We start from the raw sequence: 24848 nt of genomic DNA on the forward strand, positions 1-24848 counted from the left end.
AAAAAAAAGCAAGCATATATTTTTTATTTTCATATTATACGTCCCAACTGTAGTCCCAAAATACAAAAAAAGACACCTTCCAAATAAATGGAAAATGTCTTGAAATGTTGATATATAGAATATATTAACGTTTTGAAAACTGACTAGCTTTACGAGCTTTTTTAAGACCTGGTTTTTTACGTTCAACCATACGTGCGTCACGAGTAAGTAACCCAGCGCGTTTTAAAGCAGAACGGAAGTCAGGATCTACTTGTAACAATGCACGAGCGATTCCGTGACGGATAGCTCCTGATTGTCCAGCATAGCCACCACCGTTTACGTTTACGATTACATCGTAAGCGCCTTTTGTTTCAGTTACGCCAAATGGTTGGTTGATAACTTCACGCAAGTCAGCATGTGGAATATATTCTTCTACGTCTTTTTTGTTTACAGTAATTTTACCAGTACCTGGTACTAAGCGTACGCGGGCAACTGCATTTTTACGACGGCCTGTGCCGCTATATTGTACTTGTGCCAATGAATTTCCCTCCTTAAATTAAGTTCGTGATATCTAATACTTCTGGTTGTTGTGCAGCATGTGGATGCTCAGCTCCACCGTATACGTTCAATTTAGTAAATTGTTTACGTCCTAAAGTGTTTTTAGGTAGCATACCTTTTACAGAAGTTTCGATAAGACGGCGAGAGTTTTTGTCGCGTAATTCACCAGCAGTCACTGATTTTAATCCTCCAGGATACATTGAGTGACGGTAGTAAATTTTGTCTGTAGCTTTTTTACCTGTTAATTTTACTTTATCAGCGTTAATTACGATTACGAAATCTCCAGTATCCACATGTGGTGTGAATGTTGGTTTATTTTTACCACGTAGTACAGAAGCAACAACTGCTGATAGACGTCCTAAAGGAACATCTGTTGCATCTACTACGTACCATTTACGTTCTACTTCGCCAGCTTTGGCCATATATGTTGTACGCACGTTTCTTTCCTCCAATTTTGTTTTCGATGTTTGACATACACTTGAGTTTCCGGGGCTCATTGTGGGGCAAACAATACCATTTAATATTTTACCTTCAATCACTGATAAAGTCAATGTTTTTCTGCGCTTTCAGAAAATAGATTTTCACTTATTTTTTCGTGCCTTTTAAACAGAAAAAAACCGCCAACGTCAACGTCAGCGGCTTTGGGAGTTGTTTTAAATTATGCGTCAATACCAGGCGCTTTGCCAAGTTTGGCTTGTAACATCCAAATATTTTTTTCGATGTCTGTTTTGTTTGCGATGAAAATGTCTTGTGTGCAGTCGTCGCCTTCTTCACCAGAAACTTCGATTCCTTTTGCGTAAAGGTCTGCTAAATAACGGTAGCCTGCTACTAATTTTTCCATACGTTCTGGAATGGTGCGGTCCCAGTTACCAATTTCATCTTCAATTTTTGTATTTTCTGCGAATTCACGCAATGTTGAGAATGGAGAGCCGTCCAATGTGATTAAACGTTCTGAAACAACATCTAATTGCTCATTGATTTGATCCATGTATTCATCCATTTGTGGGTGAAGTGTTAAAAATTCAGGTCCACGCATATACCAATGTGTTTGATGAATTACCACGGAAAATTGGCTTAAATCTGCAACGAGTTGGTTCAAAATTTCTTTTGTTTTTTCAAATTTCATTCTTTGTCATCCTCCTAAATATTATTTCTACACTCTTAGTGTAATATGAATTGTGAAAAAAGTACACTGAAAACCTTTCTTTTTTAAAATTATTATCAAATTATAATAATTACAATTAAGAATCTAATTAATTTCCTGAAATCGCTGTTTTTTCATCCGCAGTGACGACTTTTTGTTCCGCTTGAGTGAGGATCGTGTCGAGTGCCTCTGTCAACTGGTCAGTATCTTCTTTTCCTGTGACGAAAGCTAAAAAAAACTGATTCAGTCTCAGTTGCTCCGCTGCCGGCAAGTACCATTGTCCTTCTACTTGCTTAACCGTTAATGGCAGTTCAACTGGCTCATGGCTGACATTGATTTGTTGGATTTCTTTTTTTAAAACGTCTAACGTGTGCTGCATGTCTAGCGCTTGTGTCGCCTGTTGCGTTTGCTGAAGAAGAGCAGTGGTTGTATCTTCAATCGCCGTCACAAAATCTAAGCCCTTAATCTGAAAAGTGATTGTCGCTTGCCCATTCAATTCTTTTGTGGCTACTAGTTGATATGACGCTTTTTTCTTCACTTGAGCCAGTAATTCTGCGCTAAGCTTCTGGGCTTCAGTTTCGGTGACTTCAGCGTTCATTTCTTTTAAGCTATTGAAAAATTGCTTCTGGAACTGTTGACGGCTCGTCTGCAAATGCTCCACCAAGACTTTCGGTTCACGAAAAGTTTGAGAGAATGTCGCTGGCTTTTCTTGATAAATAAAGTAATCTACCAACTGTTGCGCTGCTTTTTCGCCGGAACGAGACGGTGCACTGCAGCTTGCTAACGCCCCAATGAATAACAGAAATAGTGGTAGTAGCTGTTTCTTCATTCCTCATCCTCATTTCCTCAAGTCTTCGTCTCTCTTCTAGTTAAGCAACTTCTCAGCCATTTGTCAAAGCTATTTACTATCAATTATTTGCGGAATTCTGCTAATTTTTGATAACTTTGTGCTAAAACTTGTTGGGTTTCTTGAAAAACAGGATACAGTTCTTGATAAACTAGCAATTGATCCGCCCGTGGCGTGACCGTTTCATGAATCAGCACCTGTTGCGCCGCTGCTTGTAAATTTGGTAACTGCCCTAAGCCTTGCCAACCTAGCAAAACAGCGCCTAATGCCGAAGCTTCGGTGCTATCAGTGAACGATAACGTTTCTCCCAGCACATCAGCCATGATTTGACGGAACACAGGGGAATCAGCAAAGCCGCCTGTCGCTCGAATCTCCTGAACGGGTCCACCGAGTTGTTTCAAATCTTCTAAAATGGTTTTTAAATTGAAACAGATGCCTTCCACCACCGCTCGAGCTAAATGTCCGGCATGGTGATTTTTGCGCAAGCCAATAAAACTTGCGCTCGCCTCTGCATTCCACAGCGGTGCTCGTTCACCTAGCAAATAAGGATGAAACAGTAAGCCATTTGCCCCGGCTGGCACAGTTGCAATTTTGGCCATAATTGGGTCATAGAGATCGGTCCCGTTTTGGATAGCTTGCTGACGTTCTTCTGCAAAAATCGTTTGGCTCGCCCAATCTAACGCAACTGCACCATTACTACTTGCGCCACCAATCACCCAGTGCTGTTCATCTAGAGCAAAACAAAACGTTTCACCTTGCGGATGCAAAAAAGGTTCCTCGACAATATACCGAAGTGCGCCGCTCGTACCAACGGTCAAAGTCGCTACACCCATTCCTAGCGCTCCCAAACCTAAATTAGACAATGGACCATCCGCGCCACCAAGAACTAAAACCGTTTCCTCCTCAACACCAAGCATCTCTTGCCAAGAAGGCGCTAACGCTGGAAAAATGAACGTTGACGGGGCAACTTTTGGCAACTGTTCCTCCTCAATAGATAAATACGCTAAAATCGACGATTCCCATTGCCGTGTGTGAATATTAAATAAACCCATTCCTGAAGCACTACTATAATCTGTCCAGTATTCGCCAAAGAAACGGTAAAAAATGTAATCCTTAATCCCAATAAACTTGGCCGCGCTCTGCGCAACGGCTGGCTGATTTTCCTGCAGCCAGCGAATCTTGTACAAAGGCGCCATTGGATGAACTGGCATGCCTGTCAATTGATAAAACAATTGGGCCGCTGGCGTTTCTTTTAACGCTTCCGCATAATCAGATGCTCGTGTATCAGCCCAAGTAATCACTTGGGTCAATGGGCGTCCTTGCGCATCCATGGCAATTAAGCCATGCATCGCTGAAGCAAAAGAAATGAGCCCAATTGGTTGATTCTTCACTTGCTGTGTGACGGTTCGAATACAGTTCACCACAGCTTGGAACAGCGTTTCTGGGTCTTGCTCCGCCATTCCTTCAGTCTCTTGAATTAATGGATAACGCACATAGCTAGAAGCTACGACTGTGCCATTTGCTTGAAAAGCCACTGCTTTGGCTTGCGTGGTGCCAACGTCGACACCAATCGCTAATTTTTCCATTTGATTCCCTCATTTCTTGTTTCTTTTATTATTCCTAACAAAAAAAGATTTGTCTAGTCAAACGAAAAAGTTTAAAAAAAGCGTAGTTTATTTTTAAGGAGGTAACCTATGTTTTTCTTGAGTCTCTTTTTGATTGGTGCCTGTTTCGGTTCTTTTTTATGCTTAGTGGCGGAGCGCTTACCAGTAGGGCGTTCTCTGTGGTGGCCCCCTTCCCACTGTCAAGGTTGCCACCAGCCTCTACAACTCTATGAATTAATTCCAGTTGTTTCGATTTTGCTGCAGCGCTTTCGTTGTCGAAAGTGTCAACAGCCAGTAGCTAAGAGTTATCTTTTAGCAGAACTTGTCATGGGCGGCTTAACCGCAAGCTGTTTTTCAGCTGGCCTGACGATTGATGCTTTGATTCTCTGGTGGTGGCTGACGAGTGCTTTCACATTATCCTTGATTGATTACTGGTATTTAGTGGTTGAACCGAAGATTCTTTATCCTAGTTTTTTTGTGCTTTGCTTACTGAAAGTGGCGGGTCAGCATTCGTTTTACTTACTGACTGGTCTTTTTTGTTTTTGTTTTTTCCAAGCCGTCTTACATTATTTTCCGGAAGCCATGGGGCGAGGGGATCTTTTGTTACTGGGTTTGTGGGGCTGTTTTTTACAGGTACCTCAGTTACTGATGCTACTATTTTTTGCCAGTAGTTATGGCCTAATCTATGGCTACAGCTGTAAATTTTTGGGGTATCCAGTTGAACAGACACTTCCTTTTGTCCCCTTTTTAAGTTTGGGCTTACTCACAATCAGTTGCTTATAGCAAATAAAAAAAAGCCGCAAGGAGCATGCTCCTTACGGCTTTTTAGGGTTTATTTATTGATGTTTTTCATCGCATCTTCAGCAGCCATTTGTGCTTCAATGTCTGAAATACTATAAACGTTTTCGCTAGCTACGCCAACTTCTTTTGGTTCCATGTTACGGTAACGAGCCATACCAGTACCAGCTGGGATGATTTTACCAATGATAACATTTTCTTTCAATCCAAGTAATGGATCTTTTTTGCCACGGATAGCAGCATCTGTTAACACGCGTGTTGTTTCTTGGAAGGATGCAGCAGATAAGAAGCTGTTTGTTTCCAATGACGCTTTGGTAATACCAAGTAAAACTGGACGACTAGTAGCAGGGACGCCACCAGCAACTAATGTGTCGTAGTTACGGTCTTTAAATTCTGCGATGTCCATTAATGTTCCTGGAAGGATTTCAGTGTCACCTGGATCCATTACGCGGATTTTACGTAACATTTGACGAACCATTACTTCGATATGTTTGTCGCCGATTTCTACCCCTTGCATACGGTAAACACGTTGTACTTCACGTAATAGGTAGTTTTCAACAGATAAAACATCACGAACTTGTAATAATTGTTTTGGATCAATTGAACCTTCTGTCAACGGTGCACCACGGTGGATGATGTCGCCTTCAGCAACTTTCATACGTGCAGTGTAAGGGACAGTATAGGTACGTGTATCTGTTTTTCCTTTGATGGTTACTTCTTTTTGACGTGTGGCAGGATCTTCAGAAATATCGATAACTTCACCGGTTACTTCTGTAATCACTGCTTGCCCTTTCGGATTACGTGCTTCAAAGATTTCTTGGATACGAGGTAAACCTTGCGTGATATCGTCACCGGCAACCCCACCGGTATGGAACGTACGCATGGTTAACTGTGTACCAGGTTCCCCGATTGATTGAGCGGCAATTGTACCAACTGCTTCTCCGACTTCAACGTCAGAACCAGTTGCCAAGTTACGTCCGTAACAGTGCTTACATACACCATGTTTTGTGTTACATGTAAAGACAGAACGGATGGTTACTTTTTCAATACCAGCGTCCACGATTTCTCTTGCAAGATCTTCAGTGATTAATTGATCCGCACCAATGATGATTGCACCAGTTTCTGGATGAACAACTGATTTACGTGTATAACGACCTAATAGACGTTCGTCTAATGGTTCGATAATTTCATTACCTTCACGAATTGCTTCGATTTCAAGACCACGGTCAGTGCCACAGTCGTCTTCACGAATGATTACGTCTTGGGCAACGTCAACTAAACGACGTGTTAAGTAACCTGAATCGGCTGTCTTCAAGGCCGTATCGGTCATCCCTTTACGAGCCCCGTGAGTTGAGATAAACATTTCTAAGACAGAAAGTCCTTCACGGAAGTTTGAGATGATTGGTAATTCCATGATTCGTCCATTCGGAGCGGCCATCAAACCACGCATACCAGCTAACTGTGTAAAGTTGGAGATGTTACCACGGGCTCCAGAGTCAGACATCATGAAGATTGGGTTACGAGCTTCCATACTTTCGATCAGTTTTTGTTGGATTTCGTCTTTGGCACCGTTCCAAACGCCGATTACACGTTCATAACGTTCGTCATCAGTAATTAAACCACGACGGAATTGTTTAGTAATTGTTTCAACTTGTTTGTGGGCAGCATCAATGATTGCTTGTTTTTCATGAAGAACCATGATATCGGCAATCCCTACCGTCATCCCAGCATAAGTTGAGTGTTTGTAACCTAAGTCTTTCATGCGGTCAAGCATTTTAGAGGTTTCCGTAATGTGGAATCTCTTGAAGACTTCAGCAATGATATTTCCAAGATTTTTCTTCTTGAATGGTAAAACTAATTCTTGCTCTTTAATGTGTGCAGGAATGTCTGTACCAGCTTCTACGAAGTATTTATCTGGTGTTTGAACAGTTAAGTTATAGTCTGTTGGTTCGTTCAAGTAAGGGAACTCAACAGGCATGATTTCGTTAAAGATGATCTTACCAACTGTGGTGATTAAGATTCGTTCTTTTTGCCAATCAGTAAATGGTTTGTCACCTAAAAGTGTTGTTTGAACCCCAATCCGTGAGTGTAAATGCACGTAGCCATTTTGCCATGCTAAAACAGCTTCGTTCATGTCGCGGAAGATCATGCCTTCCCCTTCACGGCCTTCTTCTTCCATTGTTAGGTAGTAGTTACCTAAGACCATATCTTGAGATGGTGTAACAACTGGTTTACCATCTTTCGGGTTCAAGATATTTTGGGCAGCAAGCATTAACATACGAGCTTCTGCTTGTGCTTCTTCATTTAGAGGCACGTGAACCGCCATTTGGTCTCCATCGAAATCGGCATTGTAGGCTTCACAAACTAATGGGTGAAGACGGATCGCACGACCTTCAACAAGAACAGGTTCGAAAGCTTGGATCCCTAATCTATGCAACGTAGGTGCCCGGTTAAGTAAAACTGGGTGTTCTTGGATAACTTCTTCTAAGATATCCCAAACTTCATCTTCGCCACGTTCGATTTTACGTTTCGCATTTTTAATGTTTGTCGCAATTTCACGTTGTACTAATTCACGCATTACAAATGGTTTGAATAATTCAATCGCCATTTCTTTTGGTAAACCACATTGGTACATTTTTAAGAACGGACCAACGACGATTACGGAACGACCAGAATAGTCAACACGTTTACCTAGTAAGTTTTGACGGAAACGACCTTGTTTCCCTTTCAACATGTGAGAAAGAGATTTCAATGGACGGTTACCTGGTCCAGTAACTGGACGGCCACGACGACCATTATCTATTAAAGCATCGACCGCTTCTTGTAACATCCGTTTTTCGTTTTGAACAATGATGCTTGGTGCATTTAAGTCTAATAAACGTTTTAGACGGTTGTTACGGTTGATAACACGGCGGTATAAGTCGTTTAAGTCACTTGTTGCAAAACGACCACCTTCCAATTGAACCATCGGACGTAAATCTGGTGGAATAACTGGGATAACATCCATTACCATCCAGCTTGGTTGGTTACCAGAGGCACGGAAGGCTTCTAAGATGTCTAAACGACGGATGGCACGTGTCCGTTTTTGACCAGAAGCTGTTTTCAATTCTTCTTTTAATTGCGCAACTTCGCCATCTAAATCGACGTTATCTAATAATTGTTTCACGGCTTCGGCACCCATAGCAGCTTTGAAGGCTTGGCCATATTGTTCACGTTTTTCACGATATTCGCGTTCCGTTAACAATTGTTTTTTCTCTAATGTTGTGTCACCTGGTTCGATGACAACGTATGAAGCAAAATAAATGACTTCTTCCAATGCACGAGGGCTCATGTCTAAAACAAGACCCATCCGAGATGGAATTCCTTTAAAGTACCAGATATGTGAAACTGGTGCGGCTAATTCAATATGTCCCATACGTTCACGACGTACTTTTGAACGAGTGACTTCAACGCCACAACGGTCACAGACAATACCTTTATAACGGATACGTTTATATTTACCACAAGCACATTCCCAGTCTTTGGTTGGACCAAAAATGCGTTCACAGAATAACCCTTCACGTTCGGGTTTTAATGTACGGTAGTTAATTGTTTCGGGTTTTTTAACTTCCCCATAAGACCAGCTTCTGATCTTTTCTGGTGAAGCAAGCCCTATTTGCATACTTTCGAATTTATTTACATCGATCAAAAGGAATTCCCTCCATTTCCTTATTTAGAGAAGCTGAGTCAGCAACTTGTTAGCAAATGGCAAGCATCACTTGAAAGAAGGTCTGACGACACTTGGAACAAGTAATGGCTTGCGCAGTTGCAACAAAGTCGCAGTTGAATCAACTCATCAGAGTGGTAGCGACAAATTAGTCTCTGTCTTCGGCTGTTTCAATTTCTTGAACAACGTCTTGTGCTTCTTCTTTCACGACTGATTCTGCTTCTTTTTCCAGCTGTTTCGCTGATTGTTGTTCCGCAAATTTGGTTAGTGCGTCAACGGTGATTAAATCATCATCGTCATCGTCCATATCGCGTAACTCAATCTCAGCTTCCTCAATGTCCAAGACACGCATGTCTAAACCAAGTGATTGTAATTCTTTCACTAATACTCGGAATGATTCAGGCACACCTGGTTTTGGAATTGGTTCACCTTTAACGATGGCTTCGTATGTTTTCACACGTCCGACAACGTCATCAGATTTGTAAGTTAAGATTTCTTGTAATGTGTAAGCAGCACCGTAAGCTTCCAGTGCCCAAACTTCCATTTCCCCGAAACGTTGTCCACCGAATTGAGCTTTACCACCCAACGGTTGTTGCGTAACAAGAGAGTAAGGTCCGATTGAACGAGCATGCAATTTGTCATCAACCATGTGGGCTAATTTAATCATATACATGACACCAACGGAAATACGGTTATCAAATGGTTCACCTGTACGTCCATCGTAAAGAACTGTTTTAGCATCGCTAGCCATACCAGCTTCACGAACAGTTTCCCAAACGTCTTCATCGGTTGCCCCATCGAAAACAGGTGTTGCGACGTGAATACCTAATTGGCGAGCAGCCATACCTAAGTGTAATTCAAGTACTTGTCCGATATTCATACGAGAAGGTACCCCTAATGGGTTCAACATGATATCAACAGGTGTTCCGTCAGGTAAGAATGGCATATCTTCTTCCGGCATAATACGGGAAACAACCCCTTTATTTCCGTGACGTCCCGCCATTTTATCTCCTTCGTGAATTTTACGTTTTTGAACGATATAGACACGAACTAACATGTTGACACCTGGTGATAATTCATCGCCAGCTTCACGAGTAAAGATTTTCACATCATGAACGATACCGCCGCCACCGTGAGGTACACGGAGAGACGTATCACGAACTTCGCGGGCTTTTTCCCCGAAGATTGCGTGTAATAAACGTTCTTCTGCAGATAATTCTGTAACCCCTTTAGGTGTGACTTTCCCAACTAGTAAGTCGCCATCTTGAACTTCAGCACCAATGCGGATAATCCCCATTTCGTCTAAGTCTTTCAACGCGTCTTCCCCAACGTTTGGAATTTCACGGGTAATTTCTTCAGGTCCTAATTTTGTATCACGTGCTTCTGATTCATATTCTTCAATATGCACAGAAGTGTAGACATCGTCTTTAACTAAACGACGGCTCATGATAATGGCATCCTCGTAGTTGTAACCTTCCCATGTCATGAAGGCAACTAAGACGTTTTGCCCTAAAGCCATTTCGCCTTCTTCCATAGAAGGTCCATCCGCTAAAGTATCGCCTTTTTCAACTTTTTCACCTAAGTGAACAATTGGGCGTTGGTTGTAGCTTGTTCCTGAGTTAGAACGACGGAATTTTGTAACCATATATTTGTCTAATGCGCCATTGTCGCGACGAACGCGAATTTCTTTTGCATCGACGAATTCTACGACACCGTCATGTTTACATAGTAAAGCAGCACCTGAGTCATGGGCTGATTTATATTCCATACCTGTACCTACCCACGGAGAGCGTGGTTGAATTAACGGCACCGCTTGACGCTGCATGTTGGCACCCATCAAGGCACGGTTGGAGTCATCGTTTTCTAAGAAAGGAATACATGCTGTTGCGACTGCGACTACTTGTTTTGGTGAAACGTCCATGTAGTCAACTTTGTCTACGGCAACTTCTAAGTTTTCACTTTGTAGACGCGCCATAACAACATCATTGGCAAATGTGCCATCTTCATTTAAAAGTGAGTTCGCTTGCGCTACGATATAATGGTCTTCGATGTCTGCTGTTAAGTAATCTACTTGATCAGTAACACGGCCTGTCGCACGATCAACACGGCGATAAGGCGTTTCGATGAAACCAAATTTATTCACTTTCGCATAACTAGATAAACTATTGATCAACCCGATATTTGGTCCCTCAGGCGTTTCAATTGGACACATACGACCATAGTGAGAGTAGTGAACGTCACGAACTTCATAACCGGCACGGTCACGAGTCAAACCACCAGGCCCTAAGGCTGATAGACGACGTTTATGGGTTAACTCACCTAATGGGTTTGTTTGGTCCATGAACTGTGATAACTGTGAAGAACCAAAGAATTCTTTGATACTTGCTACCACTGGACGGATGTTAATTAATTGTTGTGGTGTCAATGTTTCTGTGTCTTGAATAGACATTCTTTCACGAACCACACGTTCCATACGGGCTAAACCAATACGGAATTGGTTTTGTAATAATTCGCCTACTGAACGGATACGACGATTACCTAAGTGGTCGATGTCATCGACATTGCCGATATCTTCCATTAAGTTGAAGAAGTAGCTCATTGAAGCAACGATATCTGCTGGACGAACTGTTTTTACGCTGTCGTCTGGATAGCCGTTACCAATCACATTTACGATACGTTCAGGATCTTTTGGTGAAAGAACTTGAATCACTTGGATTGTCATTGGTTCAGTTACTACCGCATCTTCACTTGGATAGTAAGTTACGCTGTTTAAGCCGTTGTCAATGTATTCGCCTAATGTTTCCATGATTTGGTGTGTTAAAACCGTGCCTTTTTCGACAATGATTTCACCAGTTTCTGGATCAACTAGCGTTTCCGCTAAGGTTAAGTTTAATAGACGTGTTTTTAAGTCTAATTTTTTGTTAACTTTGTAGCGACCAACGTTTGCCAAATCATAACGTTTTGGATCAAAGAAACGTGCAGTTAACAAGCTACGTGAGCTATCTGCTGTTTTTGGTTCGCCTGGGCGAAGACGTTCATAAATGTCTTTCAAGCCTTCTTCTGTACGAGAATCACTTGCGTTTTTGTGTAAATCTTTTTCAATTGTGTTGCGTAAGCTTTCGCTGTCGCCGAAAATTTCGAAGATGGTATCATCTGAACCGAAACCTAAAGCACGAACTAACACAGTTAAAGGAATTTTACGTGTGCGGTCAATCCGAACATAAGAAATGTCTTTCGCATCTGTTTCCATTTCTAACCATGCACCACGGTTAGGAATGACTGTTGAGCCAAAACCTTCTTTGCCGTTTTTGTCCACTTTTCCATGGAAGTAAACACCTGGAGAACGAACTAATTGGGAAACGATAACACGTTCTGCCCCGTTGATGATGAAGGTACCCATTTCTGTCATTAATGGGAAATCGCCGAAGAATACTTCTTGGGATTTAATTTCACCTGTTTCACGGTTGGTTAAACGTAATGTTACATGTAATGGCGCAGAATAGTTGGCATCATGTGCGCGGGCTTCTTCTACTGTGTACTTTGGTTCTTTTAATTCATAGTCAACAAATTCTAAGGATAAGTTTCCTTGGAAATCATCAATTGGTAAAATGTCTTCAAACATTTCACGAAGTCCCTCATCTAAAAACCATTGATAAGAGTCTGTTTGGATTTCAATTAAATTTGGTAATTCCAATACTTCACTGATACGTGCGAAACTTCTACGTTCGCGATGCTTTCCGTATTTTACTACGTGTCCAGCCAAGCTCTTCACCCCTCTAGTTATAAGTCTATCAAAACACCGATCCGAAAAATTACATTTACGTTACATATATTAAATATATGTAACAAAAAGCATTTTTTGCAGTTTTTAAGCAAAAAAAAACCAAAAATAGAACATGCTTCCGAAAAATTTTCTGGCGTTTCTACTTTTGTTTTCCTATAAAAAACCGGAACGGACAATATTTCGCTCCTGCTTCGTCACTTTCAGATAGTTTTTGCTCTATAGATTCTACTACCTTTGTCTAGAAAAGTCAAGGGTTTCTTTAAGGTTTTCTTTTTCATAAAAAGGAGTTTTTTTGTAAAGGGTTTTAATGAAAAAAGGAGCCTGGGACAAAAATCACTTTGGATTTTTGTCCCAGGCTTAAAATCTTATAAACGGCGGGAACAGAACCAACTCCTTCGGAAATAAGCCGAAATTCTCCAAAAATTAAAGAGCACCGAGTAGGTATCATGCAACATCAACTCTTTCCTCGTTGTGTTTTATGACAATTTTCGGAAATTCCTTCTTATTGCTGAGAAACACTATTTGCAAAGCAAATAGATGTTGAACAGTACCTACTTGGTTCTCGGAGCTAAACGTTTCTGTCCCGACCTCATTTTTTCAACAACTAGAAAATATATTCAATTATTTGGTCAATTTTCGCCATATCTTTTAATGGCAAATGCTCAATTTGACTTAATTTTCTTTCAGTGAAGTCCAAAGATTTCAGTTGTGAGATCACTACTTGCCCATGGGTTTCTATGTCATCGGGCAACGTATATCGAGTGGGAATATTTTTAATGGTGGAAGTAATCGGGCAAATCACAGCAAACATGGTTTTCCGATTAAATTCATATCTTGACACGACTAAACCAGGCCGTCTCTTCTGAATCTCTTTACCTGCAGCAGGATCAAAATCAATCCATACAATATCTCCTTTTTTGGGAATGTACTTCTTTTCAACGTTCATTAAAAAAGTTCTCTCCCCTCAGGTGCAAGATCATGCCACTCATCTTTTTCATAATACTCACCTTCTGGACCTTCACTAAATGGATCCTGAATTTTAGGGACTAATGTAATTGTACCGTCGTCAGAATACATCACAATATATTCTTGGTCGACTTTTGGTTTTTTACCATTATCAGTGGGTAAAGTTAAAACGACCGAGCTTCCTTGTCTTCTTGATTTAGTTGTTAGCATGAAATCACTCCCTTCGCTTCATTATACTATGCCTTTGCAATGATGGAAAGAATTTTAAATCACACTTAATGTGACTGAGTTTACTATATAATTCGATAATGCGCGTGGGACAAAAATCACTTTGGATTTTTGCTCCACGCTCAAAAACTGATAAACGGCGGGAACAGAAGCAACACTACGCGTTGCTCCGATCTCAACAACTTCTAAGGTGTTTTCTCGACATGCGTCTCGTCACAGTACAGCCTTCAAAAGAGCTACAGCTCTAAGAGTTGCGATGTTTCACTGTGAAGCATGAACAGATGAAATCATCGTACCTACTTATTTCTCGGAGTTAAACGCTTCTGGCCCGACCTCCTTTTCCCCTATCTTCTATTCACACAAAAAAACGAATGCAAAGATGCATTCGTTTTTGACTAACCGCCACCTAATAAAAAGTCTAGGACATTCATGCCGCCGCTTGTTTGGCTGCGGTAAAGTTCGGTGTAGCCGCATTGGGTACAGCTAATTGTAATAAATTTTTTATTTTGAACATCAAAAATTTTCGCAAAGTTCCCACCTGTTGCTTGAAATTGGTCCGACACATAGTGCATGTTGCCACATTTCTCACAAACATATTGTTGCTTTTCCATTCCCCTCACTCCTTCTCAATAAAATAAGTATAGCAAACGCCTGCTTCATTTTCCTCCATCCTAAGATGGATTTTTTCACTAGTTGACCAAGCCTTTTCCTTTCCGCTACAATAAGCATAACGAATCGGAGGAAAAAATATGTCGACAAAAAGCCAAGTCCTAACTTTATTGATGAAACAAACGCCCGCATTCCTTTCGGGCGAAGAGATGGCACAACGTCTGTCCTTATCTCGCACAGCTATTTGGAAAGCAATTAATGAATTGAAAAAAGATGGCTATCAAATTACTAGCGTGCAAAATAAGGGGTATCGCCTTGAGAAATCAGATGTCCTTTCTGCAGAAGGCATTCAGTTGGCATTATGGCCCCAAACGCCGCCTTTAACAATTACCGTCCTAGAAACATCTGAATCTACCATGACCGATGCTAAGCGGGCGATTTTAGACCAGACGCCCGACAATACTTTGATTGTTGCTGACATGCAAGAAATGCCGCGGGGCAGGTTCGGCCGACCATTTTTCGCTACGCCAGGTAAAGGGATTTACATGAGCATGGTGCTTCAACCGAACCAAAATTTTGAAGAAATCGCCCAATATACTGTGATTATGGCCGTAGCGGTCGCTCGAGCAATGGATGCTCTGGCAGGCGTTCACACAGAAATTAAATGGGTCAACGACCTTTATTTAAATGGCAAAAAAGTTTGCGGGATTTTGTCGGAAGCCATGAGCAATGTGGAAACAGGGCAGATTTCTAATGTTATCATCGGCATGGGGATTAATTTTTCAATTACAGAAACCGAATTTCCTGAGGACATTCGGCAGAAAGTGACTTCCCTTTTCCCAGATGGTGAACCGACGGCGACGCGAAATGAATTAGTCGCCAACATTTGGAATCATTTTTACCAAATTTTAGACGAACGTTCAACGAAAGACTTTTTAGAAGAATACCGACAACGCTCCTTTGTGATTGGCAAAGACGTCGCTTTTACCCAAAACGGGCAAGACTTCCGCGGCGTTGCGACAACCATTAATGGAAACGGGGAATTGATTGTCCAGTTGCCTGATGGTACGTCCAAAACGTTGTCTTCTGGGGAAATTAGTTTGGACCAGATTGGTGAATGGCGTCGAGGATAAGTGGGGAAATTTAGAAAAAGAGCAAGAAAGCACCTGTCTAAATTTAAACAGATGCTTTCTTGCTCTTTAAAAATCAACTTCTTTTTGTGCTAACATTTCGCACAATTCTTTGGGGAAATTCGTATAGGGATTTTCATTGATTTTCATTTCTTCTAAAGGAGAAAACCAGTTTTTATTCGTATTCTGAAAAGCAATAGCTACTTTTTCTTCAAGATACTTACATACTTCTGCGCCTTTAAAATTTCGATAACTGTCTTTTAAATGCAGAACTTTCTCTAATCTCCCATATAAATTTTCTCTAGTCATGTATCGATTGACTTCCTCAAAGTGAAGTAATAACCAGAGTTCAAAGCATTCATTTGAAAAAATTGTCTTGATTTCAGGACGATGTCGTTGTCCACATCTTACCGCGTTTTCAATCGATTCTGTGGTTTGTTCGTCCTTGTCATACATAACATAAAACAAATCATAATTGTCTCGCTCCGCTTTTCCCATACTCCGAATACAGGAAACGGCGTATTCGACCAACGCCTCTCCTTGACGTCTACATGTTTTTACTTTGAGTTTACTTTTAATATTGACTGCAGAATATTTTCGTTTAATCAATCTAAGGTAAGCTTCTTCTGTTTCTCCTTCGCAAAAAATCATGACATTTGGTTTTAATTTCTTTCCTTTTTTTACCCTTTTTATTTTTGGCATACCAACTTCTACTCCTTTACCTTCACTGCCTGAACGATTTCACTTCGATCAATATGAGGAACACCACCAAACAGACCATTTAAATAACGGCGATAATATGTGATATCTCCGCGACCTTTTTTTGGGTCTGCTTCAAAGTCATACAAAGCGTATAATTCGCTGGCACCACGATAATTCTTATCTGTGAAGTAAATTTGATCCTTTCTCAATTGATTATCCATCAAATGAAGTTCATGGGAGGTCAAGATAAATTGTGTATTCGTCTCCATGGCATTGAACGCTTCTAACAATGTTCCTGACAACTCTTGATGAAACGCATCATCAAATTCATCAAAAACAAAAACTTTTTCTTCTGGATTAAATAAAATATTTAGCGCTAAGCCAATTAATTTTTTCGTCCCAGAAGATTCCAAATCATAATGAATACGTTCTTGTCCGACCACTTGATTCATTTCATCATATTGGTTATAAACAGAGTACAGCGAATACAGACTTTTCTTGACTCGACCAATTTCAATAGTCGGGTCTTTTTCTTGGATAATTCGTTCTAAAACAGCGGCTAATTTTTCTTGTTTCGAGTAATCTTCCTCTTTGTCTTTCACAGGAACTAGGTCAACCATGTTCATATCCGCAAGTTTCAAAAAGTTCAAGACTTTCTCTTTGTCTTTTTCATTGTTCAACCGTTCAATATTCCGTAAAGATCCATCAAAAATAACTAACTGATTGGCAAACCAACGAACGACATTCGTAGCGTGCTGATCATTTTTTGATTCCAACGTATGGATAACTAACGAATTAGACTTAATTTGTGTTTGGTATTCTTGATATTTTTCTGGAAAAACGGAAGATTCCGCACCGTCTCTTTTAAAATAATAAACAAAATCATCCTGCGTTTTGTCATAAATTTCTAAAGATTCCTTAACTACTTCGCGCGCTGTGTTAGCTAACGAATAGCGATACAAGACACTGTCATTAATAAATTCAATGATCATAACAGATGGGCTATGTTTAGTGAGAGGGTCTAACGCAAAAGGTTCATATAATAAAGCATCATTAATCGAAGCTTGTTCTCTTAAAACCAAAGTTTTTAACGCATTTAACCCACTCACTAAATTTGATTTTCCTGAACCATTTCCCCCAAAAACAATGGCACTCTTCAGTAACCTTAGTTTTTCTGGGTAATTTTTAGGCTTCACTTCGAAACGATTATTGACATACTTTCGTAAATACGCGCCTGTTTGTAGGGAAAGTGTTTGTTCCTCTTTAAAAGATAGAAGATTTTTGACTGTAAAATTAACTAGCATACTGTTCACCTCCTCGTTTTTTCATCTATTCTTTTATTATATCGTTAAAAGCAGATGCTGTAAAACGTTTTTCCGTTTTTAAAATCGATTTCCCAAAATAACGCTTTTCTCCCACACCTTTAAATTTATTTAAAAAACAATAAATTTTCTTAAACTTCATTGTGAGAACCGCTGCATAAATTCTATACTTCTAGCGTTAGATAAAATAACCTTGTTAGGTGAGGCTCCTATCCAAACATAGGCTATTGCGCAGAAATGTCGAAAGACACCAATGTGTAAAACAGGAATGGTCGAATTAAGGCTCTTCTAAAAATAGCTAAGAGAAATCTTTACGTTGGATAGTGCTAAAGCTCAGACGATGAGAACCGATTGGCTTGCTGTGTCCTGTTTAGTCGCAAGCGCTTATTTACGATCGATGCTGGCTTAGTCTACTCTTTCAAGGGAAAAAGAAAGGGATTCTCATGCAAACATCGAATAAAAAATTTCCACTTTATGCCCTAACAACGCTTGGTTTTACTTTCCTCACTTTGTTAGTGGCGGCTAGTCCAAATTGGTTTCAACAAATGGACGAAGCTATCTATCACATCAAATGGCAATTAAATGCCCCACTTTTAACAGCGGTCAATCTGTTAGCAAAAACAGCCACAATTGGACCAATGCTGCTATTCTTCTTATTATTGATGGTGTACCTTTTACGCAAAAAAGAAAAAATTCTAGCCTTTTGGGCTGTCAGTAACCTATTAGCTGTCGGCTTTTTAGGGAGCGTTTTTAAACATGTGGTGGGTCGGGCTCGACCAAACCTAGGCGCTTTAGCTGATCGAAGCTCTGCTAGCTTTCCCAGCGGACATTCATTATTAGCAATGGCGCTAGTCTGTACGATTTTGATCATTTTGGCCTATCTTCATGTCGAAAAAACCAAAGGAATCAAAATTTTCTTACTCACTTATTTAGTTTTGATTGTGTTAGGTCGCTTAATCTTACGCGTTCATTATCCTAGTGATGTCATCGCTGGGATGCTCCTAAGTTATAGCTGGATCAACTTTTCATTTCAAATTGTTCAACGTTATTTGCCGGCACCTGAACCAGAGGAAGCAGAAGTACCGACACAACGCCGGCGCCGCCATTCTCGTAAAAGAAAAAGTTTATTCGTGGTCTTTAGTTTAACCCTTTTATTTTTAGGCACACTTTCTGTTTCCGCTTACGGCGTCAGCATGTATCGTAATTTGCAAAAAACGGCGAACACCATGTATAAACCAAGAAAATCTTCCACGAAGAGTCCCGATTTAGCCAAAGGTGAGCCGGTTAGTTTCTTAATTATGGGAATTGCGAATGACTCAAAACGCAAAACCGATTACCGCTCCAACGCCTTAATGGTGGTTACAGTGAATAATCAATTACAAAAAACTACCATCACCAGCATCCCGCGCGACTACTATGTGGAAATGGCTGGCACCAATGGCGAATACAATAAAATCAATGCGGCCCACGTTTTCGGTGGTGCCGATATGCAAATTAAAACGGTTGAAAATGTCTTGCACATCCCAATCAATCATTACTTTTCAATTGATATGGATGCTATGAAGGACCTTGGCGATGCGGTGGGCGGCGTCACTGTTGACAATGCCTTTGCTTTTGACGCTGAAGGGATTCATTATCCGAAAGGCAAACAGCATTTAGGGGGCTGGGAAGCTTTACAATACGCGCGCATGCGTTACGAAGACCCCGAAGGCGACTATGGTCGTCAACGCCGCCAACGAGAAGTTTTAATCGAATTAACCAACAAACTACTTTCTTTTAACAGCTTGCTAAAATATCAAGAAATTCTGGACGTAATCGGCGAACATGGCGAAACCGACTTATCCTTTGACCAAATGATGGCAATGCTAAAAAAATACACCCCCGCACTAAAAACGATTGAAACCGATCAATTAAAAGGCTACGATTACACTGGCGATGGCGTGACAGGGATTGAAGGTATTTCTTATCAACTTGTGGAAGAGAGTGAACGCCAACGTGTCGAAAATGCTATTAAAGAACAAATGAACCTCTCTACAAAAGACACTGAACAATCGCAATAACGACTAAAAAGCAGCGCCCCTTAATGAAAGGGGCGCTGCTTACTTTGGCTAGTTAGACGGTCATTTCAAAAATATTAATTTTTGTCACCGTTAGTAACGGCTCTACATCAGAGAGGTATGTTAGCGCATAGCTCTCTTTTCATTACCATTATAGTACAATTGCCTAAAAAATATATTGGAAACTAATTATTTTTTGTTTTACATAGTATACTCTAAGCGTAGAGAAGTTATGGCGGCGGCAAGCGCACAGGAACATGCGCCTTGCGACGAGAATCGCAACGAAGTGAGAAGCGTAGGAGCAGATGCTTTCCCCTTTCGGTGGTGGTTCTTATGAATGTAAGTGCTAAAATCTATGAAAGGAGAGGCCTTTTGTCTATCGCAGAAGCTTTAGCTCTGATGATTAGTTTCGGTTCTTTTATCGCAACGTTAATCTTCGGAATCCTAAAAGCTGTTAAAGAAGACAAGAAAAAATAACCGTCTACTTTAACTGAGTACGGTTATTTTTTGTAACTAAAAAGGTCACCGTCTTAAACGGCTCTACACTAGAGAGGTATGTTGGCGCATATCTCTCTTTTCATTGCTATTATAGCACAATTGCCTAAAAAAATATATTGTAAACTAATTATTTTTTAGTTCTACATGGTATACTCTAAGCGTAGAGAAGTTATGGCGGCGGCAAGCGCACAGGAACATGCGCTTTGCGACGAGAATCGCAACAAAGCGAGAAGCGTAGGAGCAGATGCTTTCCCCTTTCGGTGGTGGTGCTTATGAATGTAAGTACTAAAATCTATGAAAGGAGAGGCCTTTTGTCAGCATATGAGACAATTCAGACGATCCTAGGGTTTGGTATGTTTACCATTGCTTTGATTGCACTGATTGTGAAATTGCTTAAAGAAGACAAAAAGAAATGACCGCTGTTTAACTTTGCCTAGTTAGACGGTCATTTCAAAATCTTTAAAATTTTGTCACCGTTAGTAACGGCTCTACACTAGAGAGGTATGTTACAGCATATCTCTCTTTTCATTGCTATTGTAGCACAACGCCCCTAAAAAGACCATCAATAAAAGATGCCCGAGCCTCCTATTTCAAGGCTCGGGCATTTTTATTTTTATGGGCCAGTCACTAAATTCCACGTGACTGCAGCTTGGTATTGTTGACCAGTCATGCCTTGACTAGCTGGTACTTCTAATTTGATATTATCAAATGCGAAGTCTAGTTGATAGACATTACTGCCAGTAAATTGTTGGTTGGCAACGATGTTCGTAGCCGTGTTATTTGCCGTTAAGTTAATGGCAGTCGTGGTGCCAATCATGTTTTTCAACTCCGTTGGTTGATTGTAATTGGAGAAACTTGAAACAGGAGCCGTGCCTAATAATAGGCGAGTCGCTGTTGGCAAGCTGTCTGTAGCTGATTTTGGTTGGGACAGTTGTGCCGTTAAGCTCCAATTCGGTTGAGTTTTCTTAATTCGCAGATAGGGATTGCGTGTACCGTTGCCGTAGTAATCAGCGGCTTTCTTCAGGCCATGCTGTTGTGTGTTTCCTGCAATCCCTATCTGACCAAAATTGAAAGTTGGGACACTGATGAAGCCTTCAGCCGTTGGTGTAACAATCGCCTGATCATTGTCTTTCACACGAACAGTTGCCGAAGCAGAAATGCCACTGTAATTCCCACTGGTGGTAATCCCTGCACGCAAGACTTGCCCCGCTGTCCCCGTCGCTTTGGTAGTGAACTGAACCGTGGCAGATTTCCCTACTGGGATGTCAGTCCCTAAGCTAACGCCATTAGTCCAAGTAGTCGCTGTGACTGGGACGGTTTTCGCCGTGCCGCCAACTGGTGTAACGATCATGGCAGTTGGTGCTGCTAAGCCAGTTGTCCAAGCCGTTGATTTCTTGATGGTCGCCGTAGTTAATGGTGCTTGGCTTGTATTGGTAATCGTAGCACGCCATGTGACGTTGCCGCCGCTAGTCACTGTTTCAGCTGTAGTGCGTGTTAAAGTAACACTCGCTTTTGCCACTTCCTCTTTATACACTGCCGTCATGTCGTCATTGCCATCAAAGGTTGTGTTATATGTTGGCGTCGTACTTGTTGTCAATGTGTTTGGTTTGGTTTTACCTTTGTACCAACCTTGGAAAGTATAGGCTTTGCCACCAGCTGAATAACTAGCTGGCAAAGCTCTCGCCGCCGTATACTTGAAGCTGTTGCTTGTCATTGGTGTTTGTTTCCCTTGCGTGAAACCTGTCGGTGGCGTGATTTTAGTACCCGCGGCATCAACGAAGTTTTCGGTGACTTGTTTTCGTGTGACTTTATAGTTTATCGTTTGCTTGTAGTCGCTAGTTCCATCGAAACCAAATAATCTTGGTTGGGAATTTGCACTAGTTAGAAATAATAGACTAGGAAGGACATCTCTTGTTAGTCCTGATTGGCCCCACCTTGCCTTAACAGAAAAAGTATTGTTCGTCTCTCTGTTAAACACTGTTTCAAAACTAGTAAAACTAGTCGTTGCTGAATCTGATAGAAGGTTGGTGCCAATGTCACTAATGGTCTCGTAGTCGTACAACGTAATGGTTTTCGTTGTTGCTTCCACTTTGTCAACATACTTCAATTCATTCGTAATATCAAAGTTGTTCAACGCAAAACCTTTATTTAAAACACCTGTTGGTAGATCAGAAAAAAGTTCATAATCATTAGGAATCAAGACGTTTTGCTTGGTTTCTACTTTATAGCGATTAGCAACGGTTGCCTCTTTACTTCCCACCATTGGGTAAAGCGAACCTGTTGCTTCAAAGGGACTAGTGGCGGTTTTTCTGAAAAATTCTGTATAGTTTCCAGAAAGCGTAAGTGGATTCGTGAACGCTTTTCCTTGTTCATCGACAAACTCTGCGTAGAATCCTGGGTGAACAGTGATTTCTTGGACTTCTTCATAAACCGCCGTCATATCATCTTTGTCATCGTAAGTGACGGCATAACTTGGTGTTTTCGTCGTTTTCATTTTGGTTTGATCAGTGCCTTTGTACCAGCCTTTGAACTTGTAATTTTTGTCCCCTACTGTGTAGGTATCTGGCAAGGCTTTGGCACTGGTGTAGGTGAAGTTCTCACTATCAATCACTACTTTGTTGCCTTGGGTAAAGCCTGTTGGTGGCGTGATTTTAGCACCGCTGGCATCGACGAAGTTTTCGGTGACCTTGCGATTGGTTAACTGATAGTAAATCGTCCCTACTGGCGTAACGTAAGAATTAAATAAACGGGATGCACCTGATACATACAATCGATTATACAGATACTCCGATTGTTCTGGAATTGTAGTAGTCGAATCATACTCACTCACTTTAAATTGTGTCGTTGTCATTTTGTTTAGTCCGTAATACAATGGCGCATTACTGGTTGGGTTACCGATTAATGTATTATCTGCAGTTGAATAACGATTCAACGTAGCTTGTGTATAAGCACTTCCTGTATAGACAGAGATATTTTCATAAAATTTTGGAATAGTGATTCTTGTATTGGTTGTTCCATAATTATTCACACCACCTAAAGATACATCTGCTCTAATCGTTTTGGCAGGAATCGTCACTCGTTTGGTATTTCCTGAATTGATCCCAGTAATCGATCCAAGCTTCGTATAAGTGGAATTAATTTCTTGTTGTAAATCGGTTGTAATTGTAAACGGCGTTGGCGATATAATCGTCCCTGCTTCATCGATAAATTGGAAATTCACAGTCTTACTTGGAAAATTGTAATCTTTACCTGTGTCCACTTCATAAACCGCCGTCATGTCGTCTTGGTCATCGTAAGTGACGGCATAACTTGGTGTTTTCGTGGTTTTCAGAGCTGTTTTGTCAGTACCTTTGTACCAGCCTTTGAATTTGTAGGTCTTGTCCCCTACTGTGTAGGTATCTGGCAAGGCTTTGGCACTGGTGTATGTGAAGTCATTGCTCGTAATACTTGTTTGTTGTCCTTGCGTGAAACCAGTTGGCGGTGTGATTTTGGCGCCTGTGGCATCAACGAAGTTTTCGGTGATTTTTTTGTGGGTGACAACTAAATTGTGATCTTGTTGGATAGCATAAAATCCGCTAGCACTAGCTTTATCAGGACCGTTAGAATATGGAGCTGTTCGGATTTCTGCTTGATAACCAATTGGTGGTGCTGGCGATGCTGACCAAACGGCTTGTCTAGGTTGATTAATTACATACGTATCGTTCGTTTTCACTAAACTAACATTCATAGGATAATCTCCAACATTTGGAGGATTTCCTATTCCCGTAGCACCAATATAGCGTCTGTATGTGTAGCCATTCGCAGGTGCTTTCAATTCAACCGTATCTATATACTTGGGTACAGTCAACTCAGGATCTTTCAGATAGTAAAGGCTTATATCTGATCTGTAAACAAAACCAATTACGGCTGTTTGACTAGGTAAAATAATATCAATCCCCGTCTCTGTGGGGATATTAGGGGCTACCATAGTTTGATCAGAATGGACAAACCACCCACTCGTAGTAGTAGTTTGAATCCATCTCGTTAGGCCCATCTCTGTTTTTAATTTGAAGTCTGATGTATTTAATGGCGTGTTATCCTTCGAAGTAAGATTAAGTCCCAACCGTGCTTCTGGAGTGACTAGTTGCGTCCTATTCCTTTCATTTCTAGATAACTCCCTAAATTGGGAATCAAGCGAGGCTAAATTTCCTGCCTTAACCCCAATCGCTCGATTCTGGATTTGTACTGGGAGTTGCGGTGTGAGTTGCACCTCCTGCTGAGCTTCCGCTTCTTTTTGCTCCGCTTTCACTGGCGGTGCTTCCTTCTTTTCTACCGCCACTTCTGCTTGTTTCTCTATTTCCTTTGTTACTTCTTCTCGACTTGTTTCAGTCGTTGTTTCTTGCGTTTCACTACTTGCTTGCGTTTCTTCCTTGACGCTACTTTCAGCGGTCGGACTACTTTCAATCGTAACGGTTTCCGCAACTGCCGCCACGCCAGAAAAGGCATTCACTAGCAAAGAACCACATAAGCCAATAGCTGCAAGACGTTGCCATTTATTTTGCTTCATGTCGTCCCTTCTTTCTATGTACCATTCCGACAAGGCCAATTAAGACTAAGCCGAGAATGCTAAGATTTGCCTGACTCTTGCTCCCTGTACGAGGGAGCGTTGAGCCAGTTGTGGTGGTCTGTGTCGAACCACCACTTCGTTGATCTCCTTGCGGAGGACCAGCTGGTCCCTTGGGATCAGTAGCTGGCGCATCTGTTTTCGGCGGGGCATCTTTAGGAGCGGGTGTTGTCGGATTTTGGTAAAATTCAATCCCCACCGAACTAGAACCACCATCAGATGCTTCAACATTTATAAAGAAACTAGGAGAAGATAGTAGACACACAATCATTAAATAACGCTTTTTTTTCATTTAAAAACCTCCTTTTAAATC

The 24848-nt window shown here is 41.1% G+C and carries 19 protein-coding genes and 1 riboswitch; of the genes, 5 read left to right on the forward strand and 14 right to left on the reverse strand.

The features are described from left to right. Positions 1–124 precede the first annotated feature (124 nt). From rpsI to IGM09_RS12700, 5 genes are all read right to left on the reverse strand, one after another. A complete protein-coding gene (rpsI, locus tag IGM09_RS12680; protein ID WP_002354786.1) occupies positions 125–517 on the reverse strand; it encodes a 30S ribosomal protein S9 in 393 nt (130 codons plus the stop codon). A 13-nt stretch (positions 518–530) separates the two neighbouring features. Continuing rightward, positions 531–959 (reverse strand): 50S ribosomal protein L13, encoded by a 429-nt coding sequence (gene rplM / locus IGM09_RS12685; RefSeq protein WP_048670019.1) that lies wholly within the window; start codon positions 957–959, stop codon positions 531–533. A gap of 236 nt (positions 960–1195) precedes the next feature. Further along, positions 1196–1663, reverse strand: a complete 468-nt coding sequence (locus IGM09_RS12690) for a Dps family protein (protein WP_002354782.1) — start codon at positions 1661–1663, stop codon at positions 1196–1198. A 127-nt stretch (positions 1664–1790) separates the two neighbouring features. After that, positions 1791–2510 (reverse strand): DUF5105 domain-containing protein, encoded by a 720-nt coding sequence (locus IGM09_RS12695; protein WP_033625215.1) that lies wholly within the window; start codon positions 2508–2510, stop codon positions 1791–1793. Between the two features lie 83 nt (positions 2511–2593). After that, positions 2594–4114, reverse strand: coding sequence for a gluconokinase (locus IGM09_RS12700; RefSeq protein ID WP_033625216.1), 1521 nt, complete (start codon positions 4112–4114; stop codon positions 2594–2596). Between the two features lie 108 nt (positions 4115–4222). Here IGM09_RS12700 and IGM09_RS12705 point away from each other — a divergent pair, with 108 nt between their 5' ends. Next, positions 4223–4915 (forward strand): prepilin peptidase, encoded by a 693-nt coding sequence (locus IGM09_RS12705; RefSeq protein WP_002424913.1) that lies wholly within the window; start codon positions 4223–4225, stop codon positions 4913–4915. Positions 4916–4964: 49 nt separating this feature from the next. On the opposite strand, the gene rpoC is transcribed toward IGM09_RS12705, so the two are convergent. From rpoC to IGM09_RS12730, 5 genes are all read right to left on the reverse strand, one after another. After that, on the reverse strand, positions 4965–8618 hold the full coding sequence (gene rpoC, locus IGM09_RS12710) for a DNA-directed RNA polymerase subunit beta' (protein ID WP_002354777.1): 3654 nt from the start codon (positions 8616–8618) through the stop codon (positions 4965–4967). Positions 8619–8784: 166 nt separating this feature from the next. Continuing rightward, positions 8785–12399: a DNA-directed RNA polymerase subunit beta gene (gene rpoB / locus IGM09_RS12715; protein WP_002389470.1), complete on the reverse strand. Its 3615-nt coding sequence runs from the start codon at positions 12397–12399 to the stop codon at positions 8785–8787. Between the two features lie 625 nt (positions 12400–13024). Then, a complete protein-coding gene (locus tag IGM09_RS12720; protein ID WP_002360937.1) occupies positions 13025–13366 on the reverse strand; it encodes a type II toxin-antitoxin system PemK/MazF family toxin in 342 nt (113 codons plus the stop codon). Beyond that, complete coding sequence (gene mazE, locus IGM09_RS12725; RefSeq protein WP_002354773.1) at positions 13366–13596, reverse strand: type II toxin-antitoxin system PemI/MazE family antitoxin; 231 nt, start codon at positions 13594–13596, stop codon at positions 13366–13368. Before mazE ends, IGM09_RS12720 begins: the two co-directional genes overlap by 1 nt. Before the next feature lie 413 nt (positions 13597–14009). Then, a complete protein-coding gene (locus tag IGM09_RS12730) occupies positions 14010–14225 on the reverse strand; it encodes a zinc ribbon domain-containing protein (protein ID WP_002354768.1) in 216 nt (71 codons plus the stop codon). Positions 14226–14363: 138 nt separating this feature from the next. Here IGM09_RS12730 and IGM09_RS12735 point away from each other — a divergent pair, with 138 nt between their 5' ends. Continuing rightward, entirely contained in the window at positions 14364–15356 is a 993-nt protein-coding gene (locus tag IGM09_RS12735; protein WP_010776203.1) for a biotin--[acetyl-CoA-carboxylase] ligase, read from the forward strand. Between the two features lie 66 nt (positions 15357–15422). Here IGM09_RS12735 and IGM09_RS12740 read toward each other — a convergent pair whose 3' ends face one another. Beyond that, entirely contained in the window at positions 15423–16055 is a 633-nt protein-coding gene (locus IGM09_RS12740) for an RloB family protein (RefSeq protein ID WP_033625218.1), read from the reverse strand. A gap of 8 nt (positions 16056–16063) precedes the next feature. Further along, positions 16064–17359, reverse strand: a complete 1296-nt coding sequence (locus IGM09_RS12745; RefSeq protein ID WP_033625219.1) for an AAA family ATPase — start codon at positions 17357–17359, stop codon at positions 16064–16066. A 203-nt stretch (positions 17360–17562) separates the two neighbouring features. Continuing rightward, a riboswitch (M-box (ykoK) riboswitch) is annotated at positions 17563–17729 on the forward strand. A gap of 91 nt (positions 17730–17820) precedes the next feature. Between IGM09_RS12745 and IGM09_RS12750 the strand changes: the two genes are divergently transcribed. The 3 genes from IGM09_RS12750 (at position 17821) to pepG1 (ending at position 20348) form a co-directional block, all read left to right on the forward strand. Then, positions 17821–19437, forward strand: a complete 1617-nt coding sequence (locus IGM09_RS12750; RefSeq protein WP_002372620.1) for a phosphatase PAP2/LCP family protein — start codon at positions 17821–17823, stop codon at positions 19435–19437. A 330-nt stretch (positions 19438–19767) separates the two neighbouring features. Then, positions 19768–19911 carry a putative holin-like toxin gene (locus tag IGM09_RS12755; RefSeq protein ID WP_033624079.1) on the forward strand — a complete coding sequence of 48 codons (144 nt, stop codon included), beginning with the start codon at positions 19768–19770 and terminating at the stop codon, positions 19909–19911. Positions 19912–20204: 293 nt separating this feature from the next. After that, a complete protein-coding gene (gene pepG1, locus IGM09_RS12760) occupies positions 20205–20348 on the forward strand; it encodes a type I toxin-antitoxin system toxin PepG1 (RefSeq protein ID WP_080270554.1) in 144 nt (47 codons plus the stop codon). Between the two features lie 197 nt (positions 20349–20545). On the opposite strand, the gene IGM09_RS12765 is transcribed toward pepG1, so the two are convergent. Beyond that, the gene (locus IGM09_RS12765; RefSeq protein WP_033625223.1) at positions 20546–24478 is read right to left on the reverse strand and encodes a WxL domain-containing protein; all 3933 of its coding nucleotides are present in this window, start codon (positions 24476–24478) and stop codon (positions 20546–20548) included. Further along, positions 24465–24827 carry an LPXTG cell wall anchor domain-containing protein gene (locus IGM09_RS12770; protein ID WP_104845584.1) on the reverse strand — a complete coding sequence of 121 codons (363 nt, stop codon included), beginning with the start codon at positions 24825–24827 and terminating at the stop codon, positions 24465–24467. Before IGM09_RS12770 ends, IGM09_RS12765 begins: the two co-directional genes overlap by 14 nt. Between the last annotated feature and the right edge of the window lie 21 nt (positions 24828–24848).

The organism is Enterococcus sp. DIV0167, assembly GCF_050541555.1.
In the GTDB taxonomy this organism is placed as follows: Bacteria; Bacillota; Bacilli; order Lactobacillales; family Enterococcaceae; genus Enterococcus; species Enterococcus faecalis.

Bases quoted from the DNA above. Each gene is read 5' to 3' on its own strand.
- rplM (WP_048670019.1), bottom strand. From the start codon at position 959: ATGGCCAAAGCTGGCGAAGTAGAACGTAAATGGTACGTAGTAGATGCA.
- IGM09_RS12690 (WP_002354782.1), bottom strand. From the start codon at position 1,663: ATGAAATTTGAAAAAACAAAAGAAATTTTGAACCAACTCGTTGCAGAT.
- IGM09_RS12695 (WP_033625215.1), bottom strand. From the start codon at position 2,510: ATGAAGAAACAGCTACTACCACTATTTCTGTTATTCATTGGGGCGTTA.
- IGM09_RS12700 (WP_033625216.1), bottom strand. From the start codon at position 4,114: ATGGAAAAATTAGCGATTGGTGTCGACGTTGGCACCACGCAAGCCAAA.
- IGM09_RS12705 (WP_002424913.1), top strand. From the start codon at position 4,223: ATGTTTTTCTTGAGTCTCTTTTTGATTGGTGCCTGTTTCGGTTCTTTT.
- IGM09_RS12720 (WP_002360937.1), bottom strand. From the start codon at position 13,366: ATGAACGTTGAAAAGAAGTACATTCCCAAAAAAGGAGATATTGTATGG.
- mazE (WP_002354773.1), bottom strand. From the start codon at position 13,596: ATGCTAACAACTAAATCAAGAAGACAAGGAAGCTCGGTCGTTTTAACT.
- IGM09_RS12730 (WP_002354768.1), bottom strand. From the start codon at position 14,225: ATGGAAAAGCAACAATATGTTTGTGAGAAATGTGGCAACATGCACTAT.
- IGM09_RS12735 (WP_010776203.1), top strand. From the start codon at position 14,364: ATGTCGACAAAAAGCCAAGTCCTAACTTTATTGATGAAACAAACGCCC.
- IGM09_RS12740 (WP_033625218.1), bottom strand. From the start codon at position 16,055: ATGCCAAAAATAAAAAGGGTAAAAAAAGGAAAGAAATTAAAACCAAAT.
- IGM09_RS12745 (WP_033625219.1), bottom strand. From the start codon at position 17,359: ATGCTAGTTAATTTTACAGTCAAAAATCTTCTATCTTTTAAAGAGGAA.
- IGM09_RS12750 (WP_002372620.1), top strand. From the start codon at position 17,821: ATGCAAACATCGAATAAAAAATTTCCACTTTATGCCCTAACAACGCTT.
- IGM09_RS12755 (WP_033624079.1), top strand. From the start codon at position 19,768: ATGAATGTAAGTGCTAAAATCTATGAAAGGAGAGGCCTTTTGTCTATC.
- pepG1 (WP_080270554.1), top strand. From the start codon at position 20,205: ATGAATGTAAGTACTAAAATCTATGAAAGGAGAGGCCTTTTGTCAGCA.
- IGM09_RS12765 (WP_033625223.1), bottom strand. From the start codon at position 24,478: ATGAAGCAAAATAAATGGCAACGTCTTGCAGCTATTGGCTTATGTGGT.
- IGM09_RS12770 (WP_104845584.1), bottom strand. From the start codon at position 24,827: ATGAAAAAAAAGCGTTATTTAATGATTGTGTGTCTACTATCTTCTCCT.